The organism is Bradyrhizobium sp. BWA-3-5 (genome assembly GCF_032917985.1).
In the GTDB taxonomy this organism is placed as follows: Bacteria; Pseudomonadota; Alphaproteobacteria; order Rhizobiales; family Xanthobacteraceae; genus Bradyrhizobium.
The window spans coordinates 3,070,593-3,088,455 of the sequence record NZ_CP136626.1; the positions used below are offsets into that span (position 1 = coordinate 3,070,593).

12 protein-coding genes are annotated in these 17,863 nt (G+C 58.9%); 8 read left to right on the forward strand and 4 right to left on the reverse strand.

The window, feature by feature from the left end:
- Nucleotides 1–11: 11 nt before the first annotated feature.
- Both RX331_RS14640 and RX331_RS14645 read right to left on the reverse strand, forming a co-directional pair.
- On the reverse strand, nt 12–953 hold the full coding sequence (locus RX331_RS14640; protein ID WP_317257220.1) for an ABC transporter permease: 942 nt from the start codon (nt 951–953) through the stop codon (nt 12–14).
- A gap of 241 nt (nt 954–1,194) precedes the next feature.
- Complete coding sequence (locus RX331_RS14645; protein WP_317257221.1) at nt 1,195–2,325, reverse strand: M20/M25/M40 family metallo-hydrolase; 1,131 nt, start codon at nt 2,323–2,325, stop codon at nt 1,195–1,197.
- A gap of 276 nt (nt 2,326–2,601) precedes the next feature.
- Between RX331_RS14645 and RX331_RS14650 the strand changes: the two genes are divergently transcribed.
- Nucleotides 2,602–4,224: an ABC transporter substrate-binding protein gene (locus tag RX331_RS14650; protein WP_317257222.1), complete on the forward strand. Its 1,623-nt coding sequence runs from the start codon at nt 2,602–2,604 to the stop codon at nt 4,222–4,224.
- Between the two features lie 482 nt (nt 4,225–4,706).
- Here the strand turns inward: RX331_RS14650 and RX331_RS14655 are convergent, their stop codons facing one another.
- Nucleotides 4,707–5,564: an alpha/beta hydrolase gene (locus RX331_RS14655; RefSeq protein ID WP_317257223.1), complete on the reverse strand. Its 858-nt coding sequence runs from the start codon at nt 5,562–5,564 to the stop codon at nt 4,707–4,709.
- A gap of 136 nt (nt 5,565–5,700) precedes the next feature.
- On the opposite strand from RX331_RS14655, the gene RX331_RS14660 reads away from it, so the two are divergent.
- Together RX331_RS14660 and RX331_RS14665 are read left to right on the forward strand one after the other, a co-directional pair.
- Nucleotides 5,701–6,435, forward strand: coding sequence for a lysophospholipid acyltransferase family protein (locus RX331_RS14660; protein ID WP_317257224.1), 735 nt, complete (start codon nt 5,701–5,703; stop codon nt 6,433–6,435).
- A gap of 1,136 nt (nt 6,436–7,571) precedes the next feature.
- Nucleotides 7,572–9,332, forward strand: a complete 1,761-nt coding sequence (locus tag RX331_RS14665) for an adenylate/guanylate cyclase domain-containing protein (protein ID WP_317257225.1) — start codon at nt 7,572–7,574, stop codon at nt 9,330–9,332.
- Nucleotides 9,333–9,710: 378 nt separating this feature from the next.
- Here the strand turns inward: RX331_RS14665 and RX331_RS14670 are convergent, their stop codons facing one another.
- Nucleotides 9,711–10,277 carry a TMEM175 family protein gene (locus tag RX331_RS14670; RefSeq protein ID WP_317258132.1) on the reverse strand — a complete coding sequence of 189 codons (567 nt, stop codon included), beginning with the start codon at nt 10,275–10,277 and terminating at the stop codon, nt 9,711–9,713.
- Nucleotides 10,278–10,741: 464 nt separating this feature from the next.
- Here RX331_RS14670 and RX331_RS14675 point away from each other — a divergent pair, with 464 nt between their 5' ends.
- The 5 genes from RX331_RS14675 (at nt 10,742) to RX331_RS14695 (ending at nt 17,852) form a co-directional block, all read left to right on the forward strand.
- Nucleotides 10,742–12,079 carry a metallophosphoesterase gene (locus tag RX331_RS14675; RefSeq protein WP_317257226.1) on the forward strand — a complete coding sequence of 446 codons (1,338 nt, stop codon included), beginning with the start codon at nt 10,742–10,744 and terminating at the stop codon, nt 12,077–12,079.
- Nucleotides 12,080–12,092: 13 nt separating this feature from the next.
- Nucleotides 12,093–13,181 (forward strand): GTPase-associated system all-helical protein GASH, encoded by a 1,089-nt coding sequence (locus RX331_RS14680; RefSeq protein WP_317257227.1) that lies wholly within the window; start codon nt 12,093–12,095, stop codon nt 13,179–13,181.
- 3 nt (nt 13,182–13,184) lie between these two features.
- Nucleotides 13,185–14,192 carry a TRAFAC clade GTPase domain-containing protein gene (locus RX331_RS14685; RefSeq protein ID WP_317257228.1) on the forward strand — a complete coding sequence of 336 codons (1,008 nt, stop codon included), beginning with the start codon at nt 13,185–13,187 and terminating at the stop codon, nt 14,190–14,192.
- 2 nt (nt 14,193–14,194) lie between these two features.
- Nucleotides 14,195–15,088, forward strand: a complete 894-nt coding sequence (locus tag RX331_RS14690; RefSeq protein ID WP_317257229.1) for a hypothetical protein — start codon at nt 14,195–14,197, stop codon at nt 15,086–15,088.
- Between the two features lie 79 nt (nt 15,089–15,167).
- Nucleotides 15,168–17,852, forward strand: a complete 2,685-nt coding sequence (locus RX331_RS14695) for a hypothetical protein (RefSeq protein ID WP_317257230.1) — start codon at nt 15,168–15,170, stop codon at nt 17,850–17,852.
- Nucleotides 17,853–17,863 lie beyond the last annotated feature (11 nt).

Sequence of the window (17,863 nt, forward strand, 5' to 3'; positions counted from 1 at the left end):
GGTAGCGAGCCTCAATAACGAATTCTGGGATCAAGCAAGGTATAGGCGACGTCGATCAGGAGATTGACGGTGACGTAGATCAGCGATGTCAGAAGGATCATCGCCTGGATGACCGGATAATCGCGCGCCAGCACGGCATCGACGGTGAGGCGGCCGATGCCCGGCAGGTTGAACACGCTCTCGGTGACAACGACGCCGGAGATCAGAAGGGCGAAGCCGGTGCCGATCACGGTGATGACGGGTACGGCGGCGTTGCGCAGCGCGTGGCGCAGCAAGACGCCGGTCTCGCTGATGCCCTTGGCGCGCGCGGTGCGCACGTAATCCTCACCGAGCACGTCCAGCATCGCCGCCCGCGTCATGCGCGCGATCAGCGCGACATAGATGAAGGACAGCGTGCAGGTCGGCAGGATGATGCGCTCGAAGAACGGGCCGAAGCCCGCGGTGATGCTGCGGAAACCCTGCACCGGCACCCAGCGCAGCTCGATCGCAAAAATCTGGATCAGCATGTAACCGATCACGAATACCGGCACGGAGAAGCCGACCACCGACAGGCCCATCACGAAGCGGTCGATCCAGGTGCCGTGCTTCCACGCCGCGATCACGCCGAGCGGCACGGCGACCAAAATGGCCAAGACGATGGTGGAAAGCGCGATCGAGATCGACGGCTCGATGCGCGTGCCGATCATCTTGAGCACGGGCACGTTGGAAATCAGCGATGTGCCGAGGTCGCCCTGCAACAGCCTGCCGATCCAGGTGAAGAACTGGGTGTAGAGCGGTTCATTGAGGCCGAGCGAGGTGCGAATGCGCTCGAGCTGCTCGGGCGTCGCGTTATCACCGGCCAGGATCGCCGCGGGATCGCCGGGCGTCAGCCGCAGCAGCAGAAACACAAACAGCGCGACCACGCCCATCACGGGAATGGCGGCGAGAATGCGGCGAAGCAGGTATCCGAGCATCTTGATCCATCAGTTGTGGGTTGATTGGGCAGCGCCGGTGCTGAACGTGATGTCCACGCCGCCAGCGTAGCATTTGAGCAAGTCCCGTGCCATTGCACTTGCGTTTTTTGCGGTGCAGCTAAGCGGTATGGAACGCCTCCTAGCTGTCATCGCGAGCGCAGCGAAGCAATCCATTGGGCCGCGAGGAAGCATGGATTGCATCGTCGCTTCGCTCCTCGCAATGACGGCGGATAGAGCACCGTCACTCCAACGTCGCCAACAGCCCCGCCATCAGGCGGCCGCGCTCGGCGAGGCTGTCAACCTCGATATGCTCGTTCAGCGTATGCGCGTCGGCGCCGCGGACCCCGAGACCGTCGAGCGTCGGGATGCCCATTGCGCCAGTGAAATTGCCGTCGGATCCGCCGCCGGCGCTGCCATGGGGCAGCTCGAGGCCAAGCTCCGCGGCGATCCCGCGCGCCTTTTCGTAGAGCGCCATGGTGCCGGCATCCGGTTCCCACACCGGGCGGGTGACGCCGCGCGTCACGGTAAAGGTCACGTCGTTGCTGGTGCCTGACAGCGCCAGCATGCGCTCGACGCCGCGGTCGAGATCTTGCTGGCGCTTGGCCATGCTCAGTGCCTCGCCGGTGCAGGTGGTGGCGACGCAATTGACCCACTGGCCGCCATGCACGATGCCGACCGAGAATGTGCAATCTTCGGTCGTCATGCCGTCGATCGCTATAATCTGGCGTGCCATTTCGCGGATCGCGGAGCGTCCCGAGGAGAGCGTCGCACCGGCGTGGCTGGGGCGGCCGACGGCTTCCAGGTTGAAGCGCGCAATCGCGTAGCGCCCGGTGACGACACCGTTGTTGGGCCGTCCGGGCTCCGGCACCAGCACATATTTGTTGCGCGCCGCTTCCGCCTCGATGATGTCGCGGGTCGAGGGCGTGCCGACTTCCTCGTCGGGCGTGAACAGCACGGTGATCGGCAACGGCGTGGTGAACGCCGCGCGCGCCAGCTGACGGATCGCCTCCAGCGACAGGTAATTGCCGCCCTTCATGTCGAAGATGCCGGGGCCGAAGCATTTGTTGCCCTCGCGCCGCCATTGCAGCTTCTCGATGGTGCCGACGGGATGAACGGTATCCATGTGCCCGGCGATCAGGATGCCGGGCTCGCCTTGCCTTGGGTGAGGGAAGCGGGCGCGGACGCAGCCGGCGAAACCCTGGCGGCCGGCGATGCGCTCGATGGTCGCACCCATGATCGCCATGTCGCGCGCGGCGAGGTCGAGCATGCGCTCGACAGCGCTCTTGTCCCAGGTCGGGCTCTCGCACTCCACCCAGGTACGCAGCCCCTGCAACATGGCCTCGGAATCAAAGGGAAGATTGGCTGGGTTCATGGACTTCTCTTGGGTTTCTTATGTTGGTTTGCGAGCGGCCGGCATGGCCGGGCGCGGCTTACGAGAATGATCTGCGGCGGATTTGTAAAGTGAAACATGACCGCATGGGCCGCCGCATCCGCAAGGGCGGGCCCGCCAGATGCCGATTGACGCGCCGCGTGCTTGATGCAAGTCTTCAAATAGTCAGGATTTACAGCGTGTTAGTTCGCCCAAATAACGAACCGCATGCATAATGAATCAGCGGACTTTGACCAGTTTCACGTCAGGAGAGATCGAATGTTCCCCATCATGCGTCGGAAACGTCCCACGATAGCATCGGTACTATCCGCGCTTGCGTTGTCGGTGGCGCTGACATCGCTGGGCGCGATGTCGGAAGCCATGGCGGCCGGCAAGAAGACCGTCACCGCAGTGATGCATTCCGACCTGCGCGTCATAGATCCCGGCTTCACCACCGCCTACATCACCCGTGACCACGGCTACATGGTCTACGACACGCTGCTGGCCACCGATTCCAGTTTCAAGATCCAGCCGCAGATGGCGGATTGGAAAGTCTCAGACGACAAGCTGACCTACACCTTCACCTTGCGCGATGGCCTGAAGTGGCATGATGGCGCGCCGGTGACGGCGGAGGATTGTGTCGCCTCGCTGAAGCGCTGGGGCAAGAACGACGCGATGGGCCAGAAGCTGATGGACTTCACCGCCAGCCTCGATGTCGTCGACGCCAAGACGTTTACGCTCAAGCTGAAGGAGCCCTATGGCCTGGTGCTGGAGTCCATCGGCAAGCCGTCGTCCTACACGCCGTTCATGATGCCGAAGCGCCTCGCGGAGACACCGGCCGGCCAGCAGATCAAGGAGCAGATCGGCTCCGGTCCGTTCAAGTTCGTGCAGGCGGAATTCCAGCCCGGCGTGAAGGCAGTCTATGAAAAGTTCGCCGATTACGTGCCGCGCAAGGAGCCGCCGAGCTGGACTGCCGGCGGCAAGGTGGTGAAGGTCGATCGTGTCGAATGGATCACAATGCCGGATGCGCAGACCGCGGTTAACGCGCTGCAATCGGGCGACATCGACTTCATGGAGAATTTGCCGTTCGATCTCTTGCCGGTGCTGGAGGCGAACAGCGACATCAAGATCGACGTCCTGAACAAGTTCGGTTTCCAGACGCTGGGTCGGATGAACTTCCTCTATCCGCCCTTCGACAACGTCAAGGTTCGCCGCGCCGCCTTCCTCGCCATGAAGCAGAAGGACGTGCTCGATGCGCTGGTCGGCAATGAGAAGTACCAAAAGACCTGCGGTGCGATCTTCGTCTGTGGCACGCCGCTGGAGACCGATGTCGGTGGCGAGACCCTGGTCAAGGGCAACGCCATGGCGGAGGCGAAGAAGCTGCTCGCCGAGTCTGGCTATGACGGCACGCCTGTTGTCATCATGGCCCCCGGCGACGTGGTGACGCTGAAGGCGCAGCCGATCGTCGCGGCGCAATTGCTCCGCGAAGCCGGCTTCAAGGTCGACCTGCAGGCGACCGACTGGCAGACCGTGGTCACCCGCCGCGCCAGCCAGAAGCCGCCGAAGGAAGGCGGCTGGAACATGTTCTTCACCAACTGGGTCGCGGCCGACGTCTCCAATCCCGTGGCCAACGCTTCCGTCGGCGGCCGCGGCAAGAACGGCGGCTGGTTCGGCTGGGCCGAAGACGCCAAGATCGAAGAGCTGCGCGACAAGTTTGCGCGCTCCGGTTCCGCGGACGAGCAGAAGAAGATTGCCGCCGAACTGCAGAAGCATGCCTATGAACAGGTGATCTACATCCCGCTCGGCCAGTACACGATCCCGAGCGGCTGGCGTAAATCGCTGACCGGCATCGTCGACGGCCCGGCGACCCCGGTGTTCTGGAACATCGACAAGAGCGAGTAGGGCGTAACAGCACTAAATCCTGATGATGTGAGGTTTGATTGCGACCACGGAGAAGGTGCGCTCCCTCTCCCGCTTGCGGGGGAGGGCTGGGGTGGGGGTGTCTCCACGGAGAGACTGCCCAAGAGGAGAGAGCCCCCACCCGGCGCTTCGCGCCGACCTCCCCCGCAAGCGGGAGAGGTGGGCGGGCCGGCTGCTAAAGCGATCTAACCAGAATCATCTTCAGGTCGAACGACAAACGCGACGGAGGTTTTGTCCTCCGTCGCGTTTTCGCTATTCAGAAGCGCAAGTCAGCAATGACTATCTCGCTCTAGTTCCGGGCCGTCGCTCAGAAACGGCGGTTGAATCCGCGGCGCTTGCGATTGCTCCAAGTCCTCATCTTCGGGTAGTTCACGTCCGTCCGCGGCGGGCTTATCCAGGGCGTCTTCGGCCATTCGTCATGCTCCATTTTGTGCATGACAACATTTTCGAGTGCGTTGCGTTCCTCACGCCCGATGCGCCGCGATATGTTCCAGCAACAATTCGTTCACCCGCTCCGGCACCTGATCGGCCGCAAAATGCCCGACGTCAGGTAACACTTCGAAGCGATAGGGCGCGGCGATGAAATCAACCGTGCCTTCGGCGGCGCTGCGGCCGACGGTGTCGTCGGCATCGCCCCAGATGTAGAGCGTCGGCACGCGGATCGGGCCGAGCGGGCCGCGGATCGCGCCGCGTGCGCGATACCAGGCCAGCGCAGCTTCCATCGCATCCTTGTTGCCGAGCACGGCGAGATGCCGCTCGATGGCTTCAGCGGGAACGCCATTGGCGGCGAGGCGATCGCGCAGCCATCTGGCGTTGTCAGCCAGCACGATATCGGCGGCATCCGGTTCGAGAAACGCCTTGTGGTGCTTCGAGCGCTGCGCCTGCTCGCCGTCGGTCGCCAGCGCGCGGTTGAAGGCGTTGGGGTGCGGACGGGAGAGGATGGTGAGCGAAGCCAGCCGCGCATGATGGCGGTCGGCGATGCCCCAGGCGATGCTGCCGCCCCAATCATGGCCGACGAGGTGAAAGCGCGCCTCGCCATAGCCGCAGGCCGCCGCGATCGCCATCGCGTCGTCCATCAGGCGGTCGATCAGGTAGTGCGAAAACTCGCGCGGATCGGGCCGGGCTCCCGGCGAATAGCCACGCTGGCTGGGCGCGATGGCGCGGTAGCCCATGTCGACAAGGGCCGTGACCTGGGCGCGCCAGCAATGCATCGATTCCGCAAAGCCGTGCAGCAGCAGCACCAGCGGGGCGCCGGGCGCGCCCGCGGTGATGGCGTCGAAGACGAGATGCGGCGCGATGGCGATCTTTTCGCTGTCAGGCATGCGGCGATCCTGGAGGGACAATCGGGCCGATCCATGGTCGGCGCCTTTCAGTCGTATTTCAGCGGGGCGGCCGCAATTGTGCAAGGCAGGAAAAGTGCTGTATTGGAAGCCGCACCAGCCCGAGAGGACGGAACGTTTGCATTATCTGAGGTCCATACTGTTCGATGCCGCCGTGGTGATCCTGACGGTGCTCGTTTCGCTGTCGGTGCCGTTCATGGCGCTGTTCAACGCGAGCAGCAAAACGGTTCGCGCCGTCTCCCAGGTCTGGGCCAACGGCATCATGCTGCTGATGAAATACGTGATCGGGTTGGACTATCGCGTCGAGGGGCGCGAGCATGTTCCGGATGGACCCTGCATCATCGCCTGCAATCATCAATCGCTGTGGGAGACCGCGGCGCTCTGCGTGATCTTCCCGGACGCCAGCATCGTCGCCAAGAAGGAGCTGCGCAAGCTGCCGCTGGTCGGCTGGTTCCTCGAGCGCTATCCGATGATCCTGGTCGATCGCTCGGCTGGCCGCCACGCGCTGCGCCAGATGGTCGATGAAGCAAGGCGCGCGACCGGCGAGGGACGCAAGGTGCTGCTGTTTCCGCAAGGCACGCGCCAGGCGATCGACGAACCGGTGAAATTCCAGTCCGCCGGCATCTCCGCGCTCTACACCAATCTGGAAATCCCCGTGGTGCCGGCGGCCTGCAATTCCGGCCTGTTCTGGGGCAAAAAGACGCTGATGATGCACTCGGGCACCATCACGCTGTCCTTCCTGCCGCCGATCGCGCCCGGCCTGCCGCGCAAGGAATTCCAGGAGAAGATGGAGCGGGCGATTGCGGAGGAGGCGAGCCGTTTGCTCAGGGTGAGTGAGGCGAAGGTACGCTAGGATGTGGACTACTTGTCGCGGTAGTTTTCCTCTTTTTGCGATGGATGGAGTCTCGACGGGGTGAATGCGAGGCCGCACGTTCTACGTCGGCTAGTAGCCCTCAGCCGAACTGGCTTTGAGCGGCCGAAAGGCCGCTGTCAGAGGAGAACCGGACCTGACGAGATGAGCGGCCGGACCGCCGCTTTTGACTCGAAGCAGAACTTCGGTGCGTTGACTCAAACACAAGAAGCGTGCCGAACAGCTTGCTCCTGAACGAGCCGTTGGCGCCTGCTGATCTAACCACGGCAATTTCTGAGCTCTCAACCAAATCCCGCCACCGCACGAATAATGCTCGCGCCAATTGAAAGTGCCCTTCGCTGCATACGCTAGAGATAGAGGTATGACGCAAGATCAATCTCGACGGATCTGGAAACCGGGCGGATTGGCTTATTAGGTCTGGATCGCTGCTACACTATCCGGCACTGCCAGCCTATTAGAGGGATGATCCGCCACGCGCGGTGATCACCCGTTCACATACCATTTACGTACGAACTAGATTGTAACTGCGCACGTACTTCAATTCGGTTGTGAGGGCTCAAGTCATGACGAAGCAATTGCCGAGGCGCATCATGACCGATGTGCTCGTCGTCTTAGTATCTGCAGTGATGATCACGATTGCAGCGGCATCTATGAGCGAGCCCATTTTGGCCGGCATCGCTGCTTCTATTCCGAGCCCAATCCATCTTGCGATGGAAAGGCCAATCGCAACCGCTGAATCGAGTCCTCCGAAGCTGGCCCACGCGCGACCGAGATGCCGGCTTCGTGCCGCTCCTCTGCAATGGAACGTCGACTGGCTTTTCCGGCTGCCCACGGCTCCCGGTTAACGATCCCTCTACAGAGACGAAGCAGCTCATCGCTGCCAAAATAAAATTATGGGTGTGGGCGATTTCACACACGTAGCGTGATCTACCGATTAATTTTCGAGTGGTTTGCTAGGACGTCTACTAGTCGGGGAAGAGCGAAGTGATCGGCCTTCGATCGAAACATCGCAACCGACCCCTAACGGAATTCCGGAACCGCGCCCCGGACCGGATGACCGTCAGCACCTCGTCGGGTAGACGGGCTGCCTAAGCTCCCGAACGGGAACGGGTGCGCGCATGACCCGGAAGCTGGCCGCCATCATCGCTGCCGACGTTGTCAGCTACAGCCGGCTGATGGGTGTCGACGAGGCCGAGACCTTGGCGGCGCTCAAGACGCATCGACGAGATTTGATCGACCCGAACATTGCCGAGCACCAGGGCCGCATAGTCAAGACAACTGGGGATGGCCTTCTGATCGAATTCCCGAGCGTGATCGAAGCCGTCCAATGTGCGGTCGAGGTCCAGCGCGCGATGCAACAGCGTAATTCAGACGTGCCGGCGGACCATCGCATCGAGTTCCGCGTCGGCATCAATCTCGGGGACATCATCATTGACGGCGACGATATTTATGGCGATGGCGTTAATGTTGCGGCACGGCTCGAAGGCCTCGCCGAAGCTAATGGGATATGCGTAAGCAGGGTCGTACACGATCAGGTGCGCGACAAGCTGGGTCTGGGCTTCGAGGATCTAGGCGAACGGCAGCTCAAAAACATCGCCCGCCCGGTCCGCGTCTTCCGGATTGCAACCCCGGACGTCGGACCGGGGACGCAATCGGCCAACCCCGCACTCGCGATGCCGACCAAACCGTCGATTGCCGTATTGCCTTTCACCAACATGAGCGGGGATCCAGAACAGGACTACTTTGCCGATGGAATGGTCGAGGACATCATCACGGCGCTATCTCATTTCAAGGCACTGTTCGTCATCGCCCGTAACTCCAGCTTCACATACAAGGGGCGCGCCGTTGACATGAAGCTAGTCGGGCGTGAGCTAGGAGTGCGGTATGTGTTGGAAGGAAGCGTTCGCAAGGCCGCAAATCGGGTGCGCATCACGGGTCAGCTTGTCGACACCGCAACTGGTGCGCATCTTTGGGCGAACCGGTTTGATGGTGGGATCGGCGACATTTTCGATCTCCAGGACCAGGTGACGGAGAGCATTGTCGGAGCAATAGCGCCGGCGGTTGAAAAAGCCGAGATCGAGCGCACCAGATGCAAGCCGACTGAGCGTCTCGACGCCTATGAACACTACTTGCGCGGTTTAGCTAAGTCTTATCAAGACTCCAGTCAGCAGGCGTGCAGTGAAGCACTTCACCTATTTTACAGCGCGATCAAGCTCGACCCAGACTTTGCGGCAGCCTACGCGCGTGCCGCCTTTTGCTATGCCAATGCCAAAGCCTTTGGCTGGCTTTCACTCACACCGGAAAAGGTTGCCGAGGTATCGCGGCTCGCTCAGCGAGCGGTTGAGTTGGGTAGGGATGATGCGATCGCGCTCGCTGATAGCGGATGGGCATTGGCATATGTTGTTCGCGATCTCGATCGAGGCGCCGCTTTGATCGATCGCGCGCTTGCGCTTAATTCCAATGTGGCCGAGGCGTGGGATTGCGGTGGTTGGGTGAAGAATTGGCTCGGCGAGTACGAGCTAGCGATCGAGCGCTTCACGCGTGCCATACGCCTGAGCCCACTTGATCCGTGGATCGCACCGATGCGAGCTGGGACTGCGCATGCACATTTCTTTCTGAGTCGTTATGATGAAGCGGCATCGTGGGCGGCAATGGCGTTGCAGGACAATCCAAACTCCCAACCGCTACTTCGTATTGGCGCTGCGAGTAATGCGATGGCGGGACGGCTGGGTCAAGCGAAGAAGGCGATCGTGCGCCTGCGCCAACTCAATCCTACACTGCGGGTTTCCAACCTCAAAAGCGTGCTGGGACCTTATCGGCGTGCCGAAGACATCTCGCGATACGAAGAAGCATTGCGGCGTGCCGGGCTCCCCAAATGATGAGGAAGGAAGCCTTCCGGCTCTTTCGAGAGTTCGATTATTCGGAGGTTGCGATATGCGCATCTTCCCCACACCGGATGGCAAGACGGGCCATAGAGAGGTGCGGCATTTCGGCCGGTGGTTCTATGTTGGTGAAGGATGCATGGAATCGGTTCACATCTAGTCAACCAAAGAGGAGCAGCGCTTGATTTTGATCACGCTGCCAGAGGGTCTCGACAGCTCGCCCAAATTCCAACTCTAGGAATGGCCGTCGAGTTGGTCGGATGAGCAATCGGATGTCCCAATTGGCCCATCTGCGACCTTGGAGAGTGTTCGCTCTGGGGCCGCTGTTAGAGTTGACCAGACTTCAGTCGGCCAGCCGCTTAATGAGTACATGTCTTATCTCGCGCGGCGCGCCGCGAGCCAGCCTGCGAACGGCGCGAGGAATGCCAGGCACCACGTGTACTGCGCAACCTCCGGCGCGACGACGGCGGCAGCCGTTCCCAGGACGAACACGACCACCGGAAACAGCGCCGTCGTCAGCAAGTGCGGATCCCTCCGACCCCCGAGCGCAAGCACCCACAGCACCGCATTCAGCGCGGCGATGGTGGTCAGATGAACCCCGTAGAGGACAGCCAGCACGCCATCGAGCCGATAGGTGCCGTAGAGTCCGTTCGTCACCGGCAGCAGGATGATCGAGAGCAGAAAAAACAGATTAAGAAACACCACGCCGCGGCCGCCCTCCGGCGCAACCGCGAGCCGGCGGTGATGGCTGAACCAGAACATGCCGGCGACGATGAAGCTGATCATCAGCGCGATGACCGGCTGCGCATAGACGTGTACCAGATCCATCCAGGACGGCGCCTGCTTGAAGCTCGACGCCTTGGGCAGGTCATAGGCGAGCAGCGTCATGGCAACGCCAAAGATGGTGTTGCTCAGCATCTCCAGCCGACGCATCTCGAACATGCCGGTTTGCGGCAATGTGGTCTCCCCAGTTCCCCAGTGCGTCCCGCCCACCCAAGCTAGGCCCCGGCAGAGCGTGGCTTGCCCAGCCGTGGCTCACGGCCATAGGCCCGCCCTCGCCCTGTGGGCTTCGCCGCGGCAGCCCTCACTCGCTTCGCGAGCGACGGCTGGTGCGGGCGGTGGGACTCGAACCCACACGACGGTGCCATCGAGGGATTTTAAGTCCCTTGGCATGTTCGATAAACCCACGATTTTGTCGCGTCCTGCATACACTGGATGTCAATGTCTAGGCATCTCACGTCAGCTCAGTTTGATTGGGGAAAGCCAAGTTCGGCCGAGCAAAACCCCTTGAGAGCTAACCCGATACGCGGTCTAAAGAATGTCCTAGCGTTAAAGTAGCGTTTTTCGGTAATCTACAACTGACGCTATTGAGGCGTTGCCAAGAAGCAAATCCGGAAGCAAGGCGCATGTCCAGGATCCGAATGGTTCATCTATCCGACATTCATTTTGGCCAAGAGGATAAGGACGGCACGTTCCACCACCAGGAAGACGTGCGGAACGCCGTGACGCGTGACTGCAAGGTAATGCGTGGGAAGCTAGGGCCAGCCAATGGCATCCTCGTGACGGGGGATATTGCCTATGCAGGCAAGAAAGCCGAATACGATCGGGCCGGAGTTTGGCTGGATAACATCTGCGACATCGTTGGTTGCGAACGGCGGGCTGTTCACATTATTCCGGGAAACCACGATGTCGATCGGTCGAAGATCGATTACGGTGTCGAACTCTTACACAAAGACTTACGCAAATGTTCGCCCGACGACGTAGACAGCATACTTGCAAAGATTTTGGGCAACGATCCGAAAGGGCTTAGTAGCAGCGCAGTGTCCTTCTTTGAGAAGCTTGCCGCTTACCGCGAATTCTCAAATCGATACGAATCTGATTTTCAAAGTGAACGGCGGCCCGTCTGCATTAAAGAGATTAAGTTTCCGACTGGTCATATTTTGCGATTTTTCGGTATGACAAGCGTTCAAGTTTGCGACGCGAATGACGCTAAAGGCACGATGATCCTCGGCAGCAGCCAGTACATCTTCAAACAAGAGGATAATGTTGAGTATGTGGTGATGTGCCATCACCCGCTCCCATGGTTCAAGGACGAGGCCAATGCGCAGCCTCGTATAATTACGCGAGGACGGGTCTTGCTTGCGGGGCATGAACACCAACCACGCTTCCGGAAGGTGATGGAAGGCAATACTGAATACCTCATGTTGGACGCTGGCGCGACAACGCCGCCAGGAAGCGAGCAACGCTCCCCCTTTTGCTACAACTGGATAGAGTTCGATCTGTCCGAGGCGAACGATAATTTCTCGCTCGGCGTTTCGGTGTTCCCTCGTAAGTGGATTCACGGCAAAGCCGAGTTCGATACGGATCGAGAGCGAACCGACGGCGCTGAGTCCCTGCGGTTCTCTGTTCCCTGCCGGAATTATACCAAGATCGCTGAGGCTCCAGCGGCCGAGACCGTGTCAGTAACTCCGGTTGGCGTAAACGAGGAGGAGATCGCAGCCATGCCTGATGAAGAGCGGTTTGCGAGACTTCTCTATTTCTTCTGGAGGTACCTCGATTGGCGCCAAAGATACGCAGTTCTCACGAAGGTGGATGTGTTGCCGAAGGGCCTAGAACGGCCGATGCCGCAGCTTGTGGAACGGAGCGCGCTTTCGACCGCACGAGACAGAAACAAGCTTGCCGAGGTTTGGGACGAAGTGATGGCTTACGTTCCTGCGGCAGAGCGACAACAAAATCCATTCTGAGACGGAGGGGGGAATGCTTTCTAAGGTTTTTGAGTGGAGCCGAATTGTTCATCCGGCTCCTGAAGACGATTTTGTGGCAAAGCGAACGGCGGTTGTTACGGCGTTGGTGGAGGCGTTTTCTACAGATTCCGGACGTAGGATCGACTGCGCATGCATTGCGGCTGCGGGCGTCACGGCGCGCTTCGCTCAAGACACGCCGATCATTTCCGAAGTGATCGCCGCAATAAAGAACGAGCAACCTGCGACGCCGGAGGCGATAGGCGAAAACGCGATGAATCTGCGGTCGTGCTGCGCCCTTATTGTCGGTGAACTGGCCGAGAGACAAAGAAAAAAAGGGGGAAGTTCAGCGGACTGCGATGCCATGGCGGCGATCGTCCTGGCAGCTCTTGCGAACAGACGACCTCCCTCGGAAAGGCATCTCCGTGAGATGCTGGCCGAATTGTTGGAAATTTGTAAGAGCGCCACCAAAAGTTCTGCGGGATATCGCCATCAGCGATGGTCTCTCCCCCGCTATATCAACAATATTAAGGAGGCTGGCGACGTCCCGGCTTTCTGGACGGAAGCCAAAAAGCATTTCTTGCACTTGGCTAATTCGATTGAGGCAAACGAGCAGGTAACCCGCGAGGAACTTGATACATTATGGTGGGCCTTTAACGGCACCTCGACGAGCACGGAAACATCGTTCGCCGATATGCCAGCGGGTTTGGCCGCCCTCGACGGCGCGACGGAGCTTTCCGGGCTTGTTTTGCTGCCGCCGCTGCCAAACACACCGTTCCTGCTGAACCGCGTGCTGAAGGTGGGTCGTCGGCCGGAGGACCTTGAAGAGCAGAACCTGAAGGATCTCCTGGGTCATTGGGATAAGGCGGCCGCTGAACGGTGCGTCACAGATGATGCGAACGTAGCTGCTCTGGTGCAGGGTAACCCTGCGGTATTCCCGATTTCATGGGCTTGCCGTCGGATGGCTGAGGACAACTCGTTCCTGTCCGATATGAAAAAGGCGACGGGTTGGGACCCGGCCGGAAAGATCAGGCCTGACCGCTTGGCGTTTCAGATTTTTCAGGAAAAAATCGCGCAGCGGCTTTACAAAAACATCACCGAGTGATCCATGCGGCTTGCCTGTTCGAAACAAGATTGCACCGTCGCGGCCACCGGCACGTGCTTGTTGCTGCACAAGCCGCCAGAGACTTGCCCGAATGTCATTGTTCAAGATAATGACGAGAAACAAGCTCCGGTCGACGTGGCCGCGTCCGTGGAAGAGTCTCAAGCCGAAGAAGTCGGCCGCGTCTTTTTCTCGGGCTTCGAACTTGGAACCTCAGACGCAGCCGAGATTATGCGTGCCAGCTATGGTACTGTGATTGCCGTGCTAGGGCAGTACGACACAGGTAAGACCTGTTTTCTCGCATCGCTCTATCTGATGACGGCATGTCGCGGCATCGGTGATGACTTGGGCTTCGCAGGAAGCTTGACGTTGAACGGGCTCGAAACACGCGCGCGGAGACTGCGCGAGTGGAAAGATGGTGCACTTCCGAAGCAACTCGCTGATCATACGGTGCTGGCCGACCCACGAAAGCCTGCCATCGTCCATCTTGGGCTTCGTGAACGGACGAGCGATAGGCGGCGATACGACCTGCTGATTACGGATCTTCCCGGTGAGTGGTCCACTGACCTTATCAAGGATGCTGGCGTTGCGGACCGATTTGCGTTCTTGAAGCGAGCGGATGGCGTCGTGATTGCGTTAGACGGCCCGATACTCAATGGCCCTGAGCGACACGCGGCAGCGCAGAACGCAAAGCTGCTCATTAGTCGGTTAGCCGATACGCTTAATGTCGATCGCTCGCTTCCTTTTGTATTGATGGTCACCAAAGCCGACGAGGTTGGGATGCAGGTGCCCACCTTTGTTGCGTCTCTCGAAGAACACGCGCGCCAAGCGGGTTTCTCGCCAAAGGTAATTCCGGTTGCTGCAATTTCGCGGAAGCCCGCCGAAGTTAAATCGGGTACGGGCGTTATGGACGTCATTGAGTACATCTTGGGAAGACGTGCGACTTCGAGCATGCCAGCGTTTGCCTTCACGGACACAGCAGGCGGTCGTAATTTCGCGCGGATTCGAGGTTGAACATGAGCGCCAACGCAGCGCCAATTTCTTCGGTCGTATTGGTGGGAGGGCCTGATAGCGGAAAGAGCAATTACATCTTCCGGCTCTGGCTTGCGATGAACCAGGGCAGGGGAAAAATTACGTGTGACGGCCTGCCGGATCATTTGGATTATCTTCAAGCGGGAAGCCAGTCGTTACTGAAGGGTGAGTTTGCACAGCACACCCCGCACGATGTCTTCAGTGAAAACATCATTCCATTCAAGATCGGTGATGGAACTTTGGTCCATTCCGGAGAGCTGATCGTTCCCGATTGCTTTGGTGAAAGATGGATGGCCATCTATCGCAAGCGGGAGTGGAGCAAGGATTGGGAGGATCGAATCTCCCAACCATGCGGAATCTTGATGTTTGTACGTGCCGCATCAGATCAGGTGGTCAGTCCGCTCGACTGGATAAAGTGTGAACAGATGTGGGGCGCGCCGGTCATTGATGGCGTTCAACAAGACTGGGTAGCACCAACACAAGTAGTAATGACGGACTGGCTACAATTTTTCGATGTGGCCTTCGCGAACCGAAGGAACGGTGGTAACCGTCCACGGGTTGCGCTTGTTGTCTCGGCTTGGGACCGTGTGCCCAAGGATACTCAGGGAGCGGGTCCAGCGGCGTACTTATCGCAAGAATTTCCGTTGCTTTCGCAGTTTGTGGAAGCCAACGATGATAAATTCGATTTTGCGGTATTTGGGGTAACCGTCGCGGGTGGAGACTTTGACCATCAGCCAGGGTTCAAAGAACAGAGCTTAGGTCAAGATGATCCTCTTTCCGGCGGTTATGTTATGCATGAGCTAGGTGGAGCGCCCGCCATTGCGAAAGATATGACGCTGCCGATTTCTTGGATCATGGGTTTCGAGGCGGAAAGGTAAAGCTAAGAGCGTGTCTCTCCCAGAGGTCCACCAACTGCTGCACGGCTACCGTAATGGCCATGAGCTGCTTGCGGGTAGCGTGAAGTTGCCTGCGGTCGATGATGAGTTGGTTGCTCGTTTGAGCGATTTATCGGGCACGCTTCAGAGCGATGTGCGCTTCGAGCCTTATTTGACAATTTATCCGCTGCCATCCGGAACGCACTATGCGATAGCGAAGACATGGTTGGATAAGGATGCGCCCCGAAGTGGTTGCGTACTGACGCGAACCGCGCTCGTTGGGATGGCCGGCTGGCTAGCGGGCGATGTCTGTTTGCCCGACATATTGAACGCGCTTTCACCGCCAAGCCGGGATGACAGAAGCCTGGTCCAGCATCCGCTAGAGATAGAAACAAGCTCGCTTCCATCCAACCACGTACCAGCGCCCCCGGTGGAGATAGAGGCCTTTGTAGCAAAATACTTTGGCGAGGGGATCAGGCCGATCGTTTGGTTGCGCGATGGCGATGCGAGCGACATTCTCGTGTCGATTTGTCGCGTCTTATGGCCTCAGCTTCGTAGGCGTTTCGCAGCATGCACCTTAAGCTTGCAGCCGCGCAGTCTGTCGAATGCGCCATTCGATCTCCTTTTTGCGCCAACCGCTGTCTATTCTCGGTACTCGAAAATCGCGCGTGAAAACCTGATTGAGAGTTCTCGTTCCGGAAAGCAGCGTCGGGTTTCCGAAGAATGGATGATGGAGTTGGCTCAACTGATTAGTTCGTCGCGGCCGCTTCCCATTCCTCTCGACTGGCCGCATCTTGACAACGCTCTGGGCCCTGAACCGACGGCCATTCGATGGCTTTATCTGCTGAATGATCTTCGCGCCCGCACGCAAGAGTCGCCTAATGCGGCACTCGGCGCAATGGACGTTGTTGAGAGGCTGTGCCCCGACCCTTCGTCAGAGGTGCATCTCAAGGGGGCGGTCGCTGAGTCGGCATTGTTGGCGGGAGACCAAATTGCCGATGCGCGGCAGGCTCTATCATTCTTGCAGCTTGTCTGTGAGAGACTTTCGCATTCGCCCTATGCACAGATCGGTGAAGGGGTTCTCGTCGACTTGCGGCGTCGTGTCGGGAAATGGGGATACGAGGCGCTAGAGCAAACGCTTGCTAGCTATGAAGAGCTGATGGGGCGGACTAGCGCGGAGGAGCCTGCGCGACGTTCGTTTCGAGCTGGCCTCATAGACGGTATCAAGTGGCTCGGGGAACAGGGTTCGCACGGTCTCATTGCTTTACACAGGTTCGACGCTGCGGCTGGCGAAATCGTTCCTCTCCATTCGAGTATCGGAAGGAGCTACTTGGGGATTCCGGCGAAGGGAGATTTTCGCCCCTCCAAGGATCTCCAGCGGTGGCTTCAGAACCGGTCTAGTGATGTGAACTGGCCCGATTGGGCCGGGATGCTAAGTTCGATGGCCGATTCCTCAGCGGTTGACGATCAGCTTTTCGGGGAATGTTTTCCTCGCTTGTCCGGTGCTGATGTCGGCAATCTTCTTCTCGGCGTTCAAGCTTCGCAGCTAAGCGGCGATCTTGCGCATGCGATAGAGAAGTATTTCGTTCCGACGCATTCGCCGATGGTCCGGCGATGGGCGTTTGCTTTACAGCCTCAGTCGCCGGAGAGCATCCGCATTGCTAGTTCGACATTTGATCTGTCTCTTTCTGGAATCCTCGAATTGCTGGATTATGAGACGGCGGATGAGACAACCAGAGTTGCGATTCTCGTGCAGTTCTTGGCGCGCCTTCCCTACTACGCCCATTTCCCGAATTGGTTGCGAGAGGCATTCGATCAAAGACCAAAAATAGTCGTCGATCTTGTGCATGCTGCGTCGGCCAAGCTTAACGGCGCGAGTGATGTGCTCTCGCGCATTCTGAGAGAATTGGATGTTCTGCCGTTCGAAGCGATGGACATGCTGCTTCCAGCAATCCGGAGTTGGACTGCCAGTCCAATACCGGCGGATCTGCCGCCGCTTCTCGTCCGCACGATTTTCGTAGGAGCCCTGCGCGGCTTAGGCGACACTATCGAATTGAAGCAGATTGATCAGATACCGAGCCTCGCGACGTGTGTGCTAGAGGCTGATAGTTCGCGGTACGCAAACTTGTTCGGCGCCGAGATTGCGCGCAACAGAGAACTTTATGGTCGCGCATGGCTTGTCCTTGCGGAAGCCCCTGATGCTTTCTATCGCTCCCGAAGGGTTGTAACGGTCGCGGTTATAGGTCAACTGCTTAGGCAGCCTAACGTCAGTTGGACGCATGAGATTACGAGCTCCTGGTGGCGCGCCCTCGATCGCGCGAAAAATCTTTGTGAGCCGCGCTTCTACGTGCGTCATTGCGTCCAGGCGCTAAGTTTTTCGTTCGGGAGTGGTTATTTGCCGGTAAGTTCGATCGTTCGCTGCGCCTTTCCCGACGTTTACAAAGCGGTTGCAGAGCAATCTCCATACAGTGACGAAGCAAACAGCCTCCTATCCTTCGATTGGGATCGTGCGAAGGGCTTGAGGCGAAACCTTGTAGACAGTTTCTATCAGTCGAATTGGCCGCCGGGTGATCTAGCGTTGACCGCAGCTGAGTCGTTCGGACTCAGAAAGCTATTTCGGCGCGTGTGGCGAAAGTGGTCGGGAGAAGAATACGTTGCGCGGATGATTTCTGATCTGCGCCAGCGGAACGAACCTCTCGCATACTCGGCTGTGAATGAGCTTGTCTCGTACTACGAAAAGCCGAACTTTTATGAGCCATGGGACTAGAAACTCCCGAC

Coding starts and splice junctions, on each gene's coding strand:
- RX331_RS14680 (WP_317257227.1), top strand. CDS start 12,093: ATGCTTTCTAAGGTTTTTGAGTGGAGCCGAATTGTTCATCCGGCTCCT.
- RX331_RS14650 (WP_317257222.1), top strand. CDS start 2,602: ATGTTCCCCATCATGCGTCGGAAACGTCCCACGATAGCATCGGTACTA.
- RX331_RS14690 (WP_317257229.1), top strand. CDS start 14,195: ATGAGCGCCAACGCAGCGCCAATTTCTTCGGTCGTATTGGTGGGAGGG.
- RX331_RS14670 (WP_317258132.1), bottom strand. CDS start 10,277: ATGTTCGAGATGCGTCGGCTGGAGATGCTGAGCAACACCATCTTTGGC.
- RX331_RS14645 (WP_317257221.1), bottom strand. CDS start 2,325: ATGAACCCAGCCAATCTTCCCTTTGATTCCGAGGCCATGTTGCAGGGG.
- RX331_RS14655 (WP_317257223.1), bottom strand. CDS start 5,564: ATGCCTGACAGCGAAAAGATCGCCATCGCGCCGCATCTCGTCTTCGAC.
- RX331_RS14665 (WP_317257225.1), top strand. CDS start 7,572: ATGACCCGGAAGCTGGCCGCCATCATCGCTGCCGACGTTGTCAGCTAC.
- RX331_RS14640 (WP_317257220.1), bottom strand. CDS start 953: ATGCTCGGATACCTGCTTCGCCGCATTCTCGCCGCCATTCCCGTGATG.
- RX331_RS14675 (WP_317257226.1), top strand. CDS start 10,742: ATGTCCAGGATCCGAATGGTTCATCTATCCGACATTCATTTTGGCCAA.
- RX331_RS14685 (WP_317257228.1), top strand. CDS start 13,185: ATGCGGCTTGCCTGTTCGAAACAAGATTGCACCGTCGCGGCCACCGGC.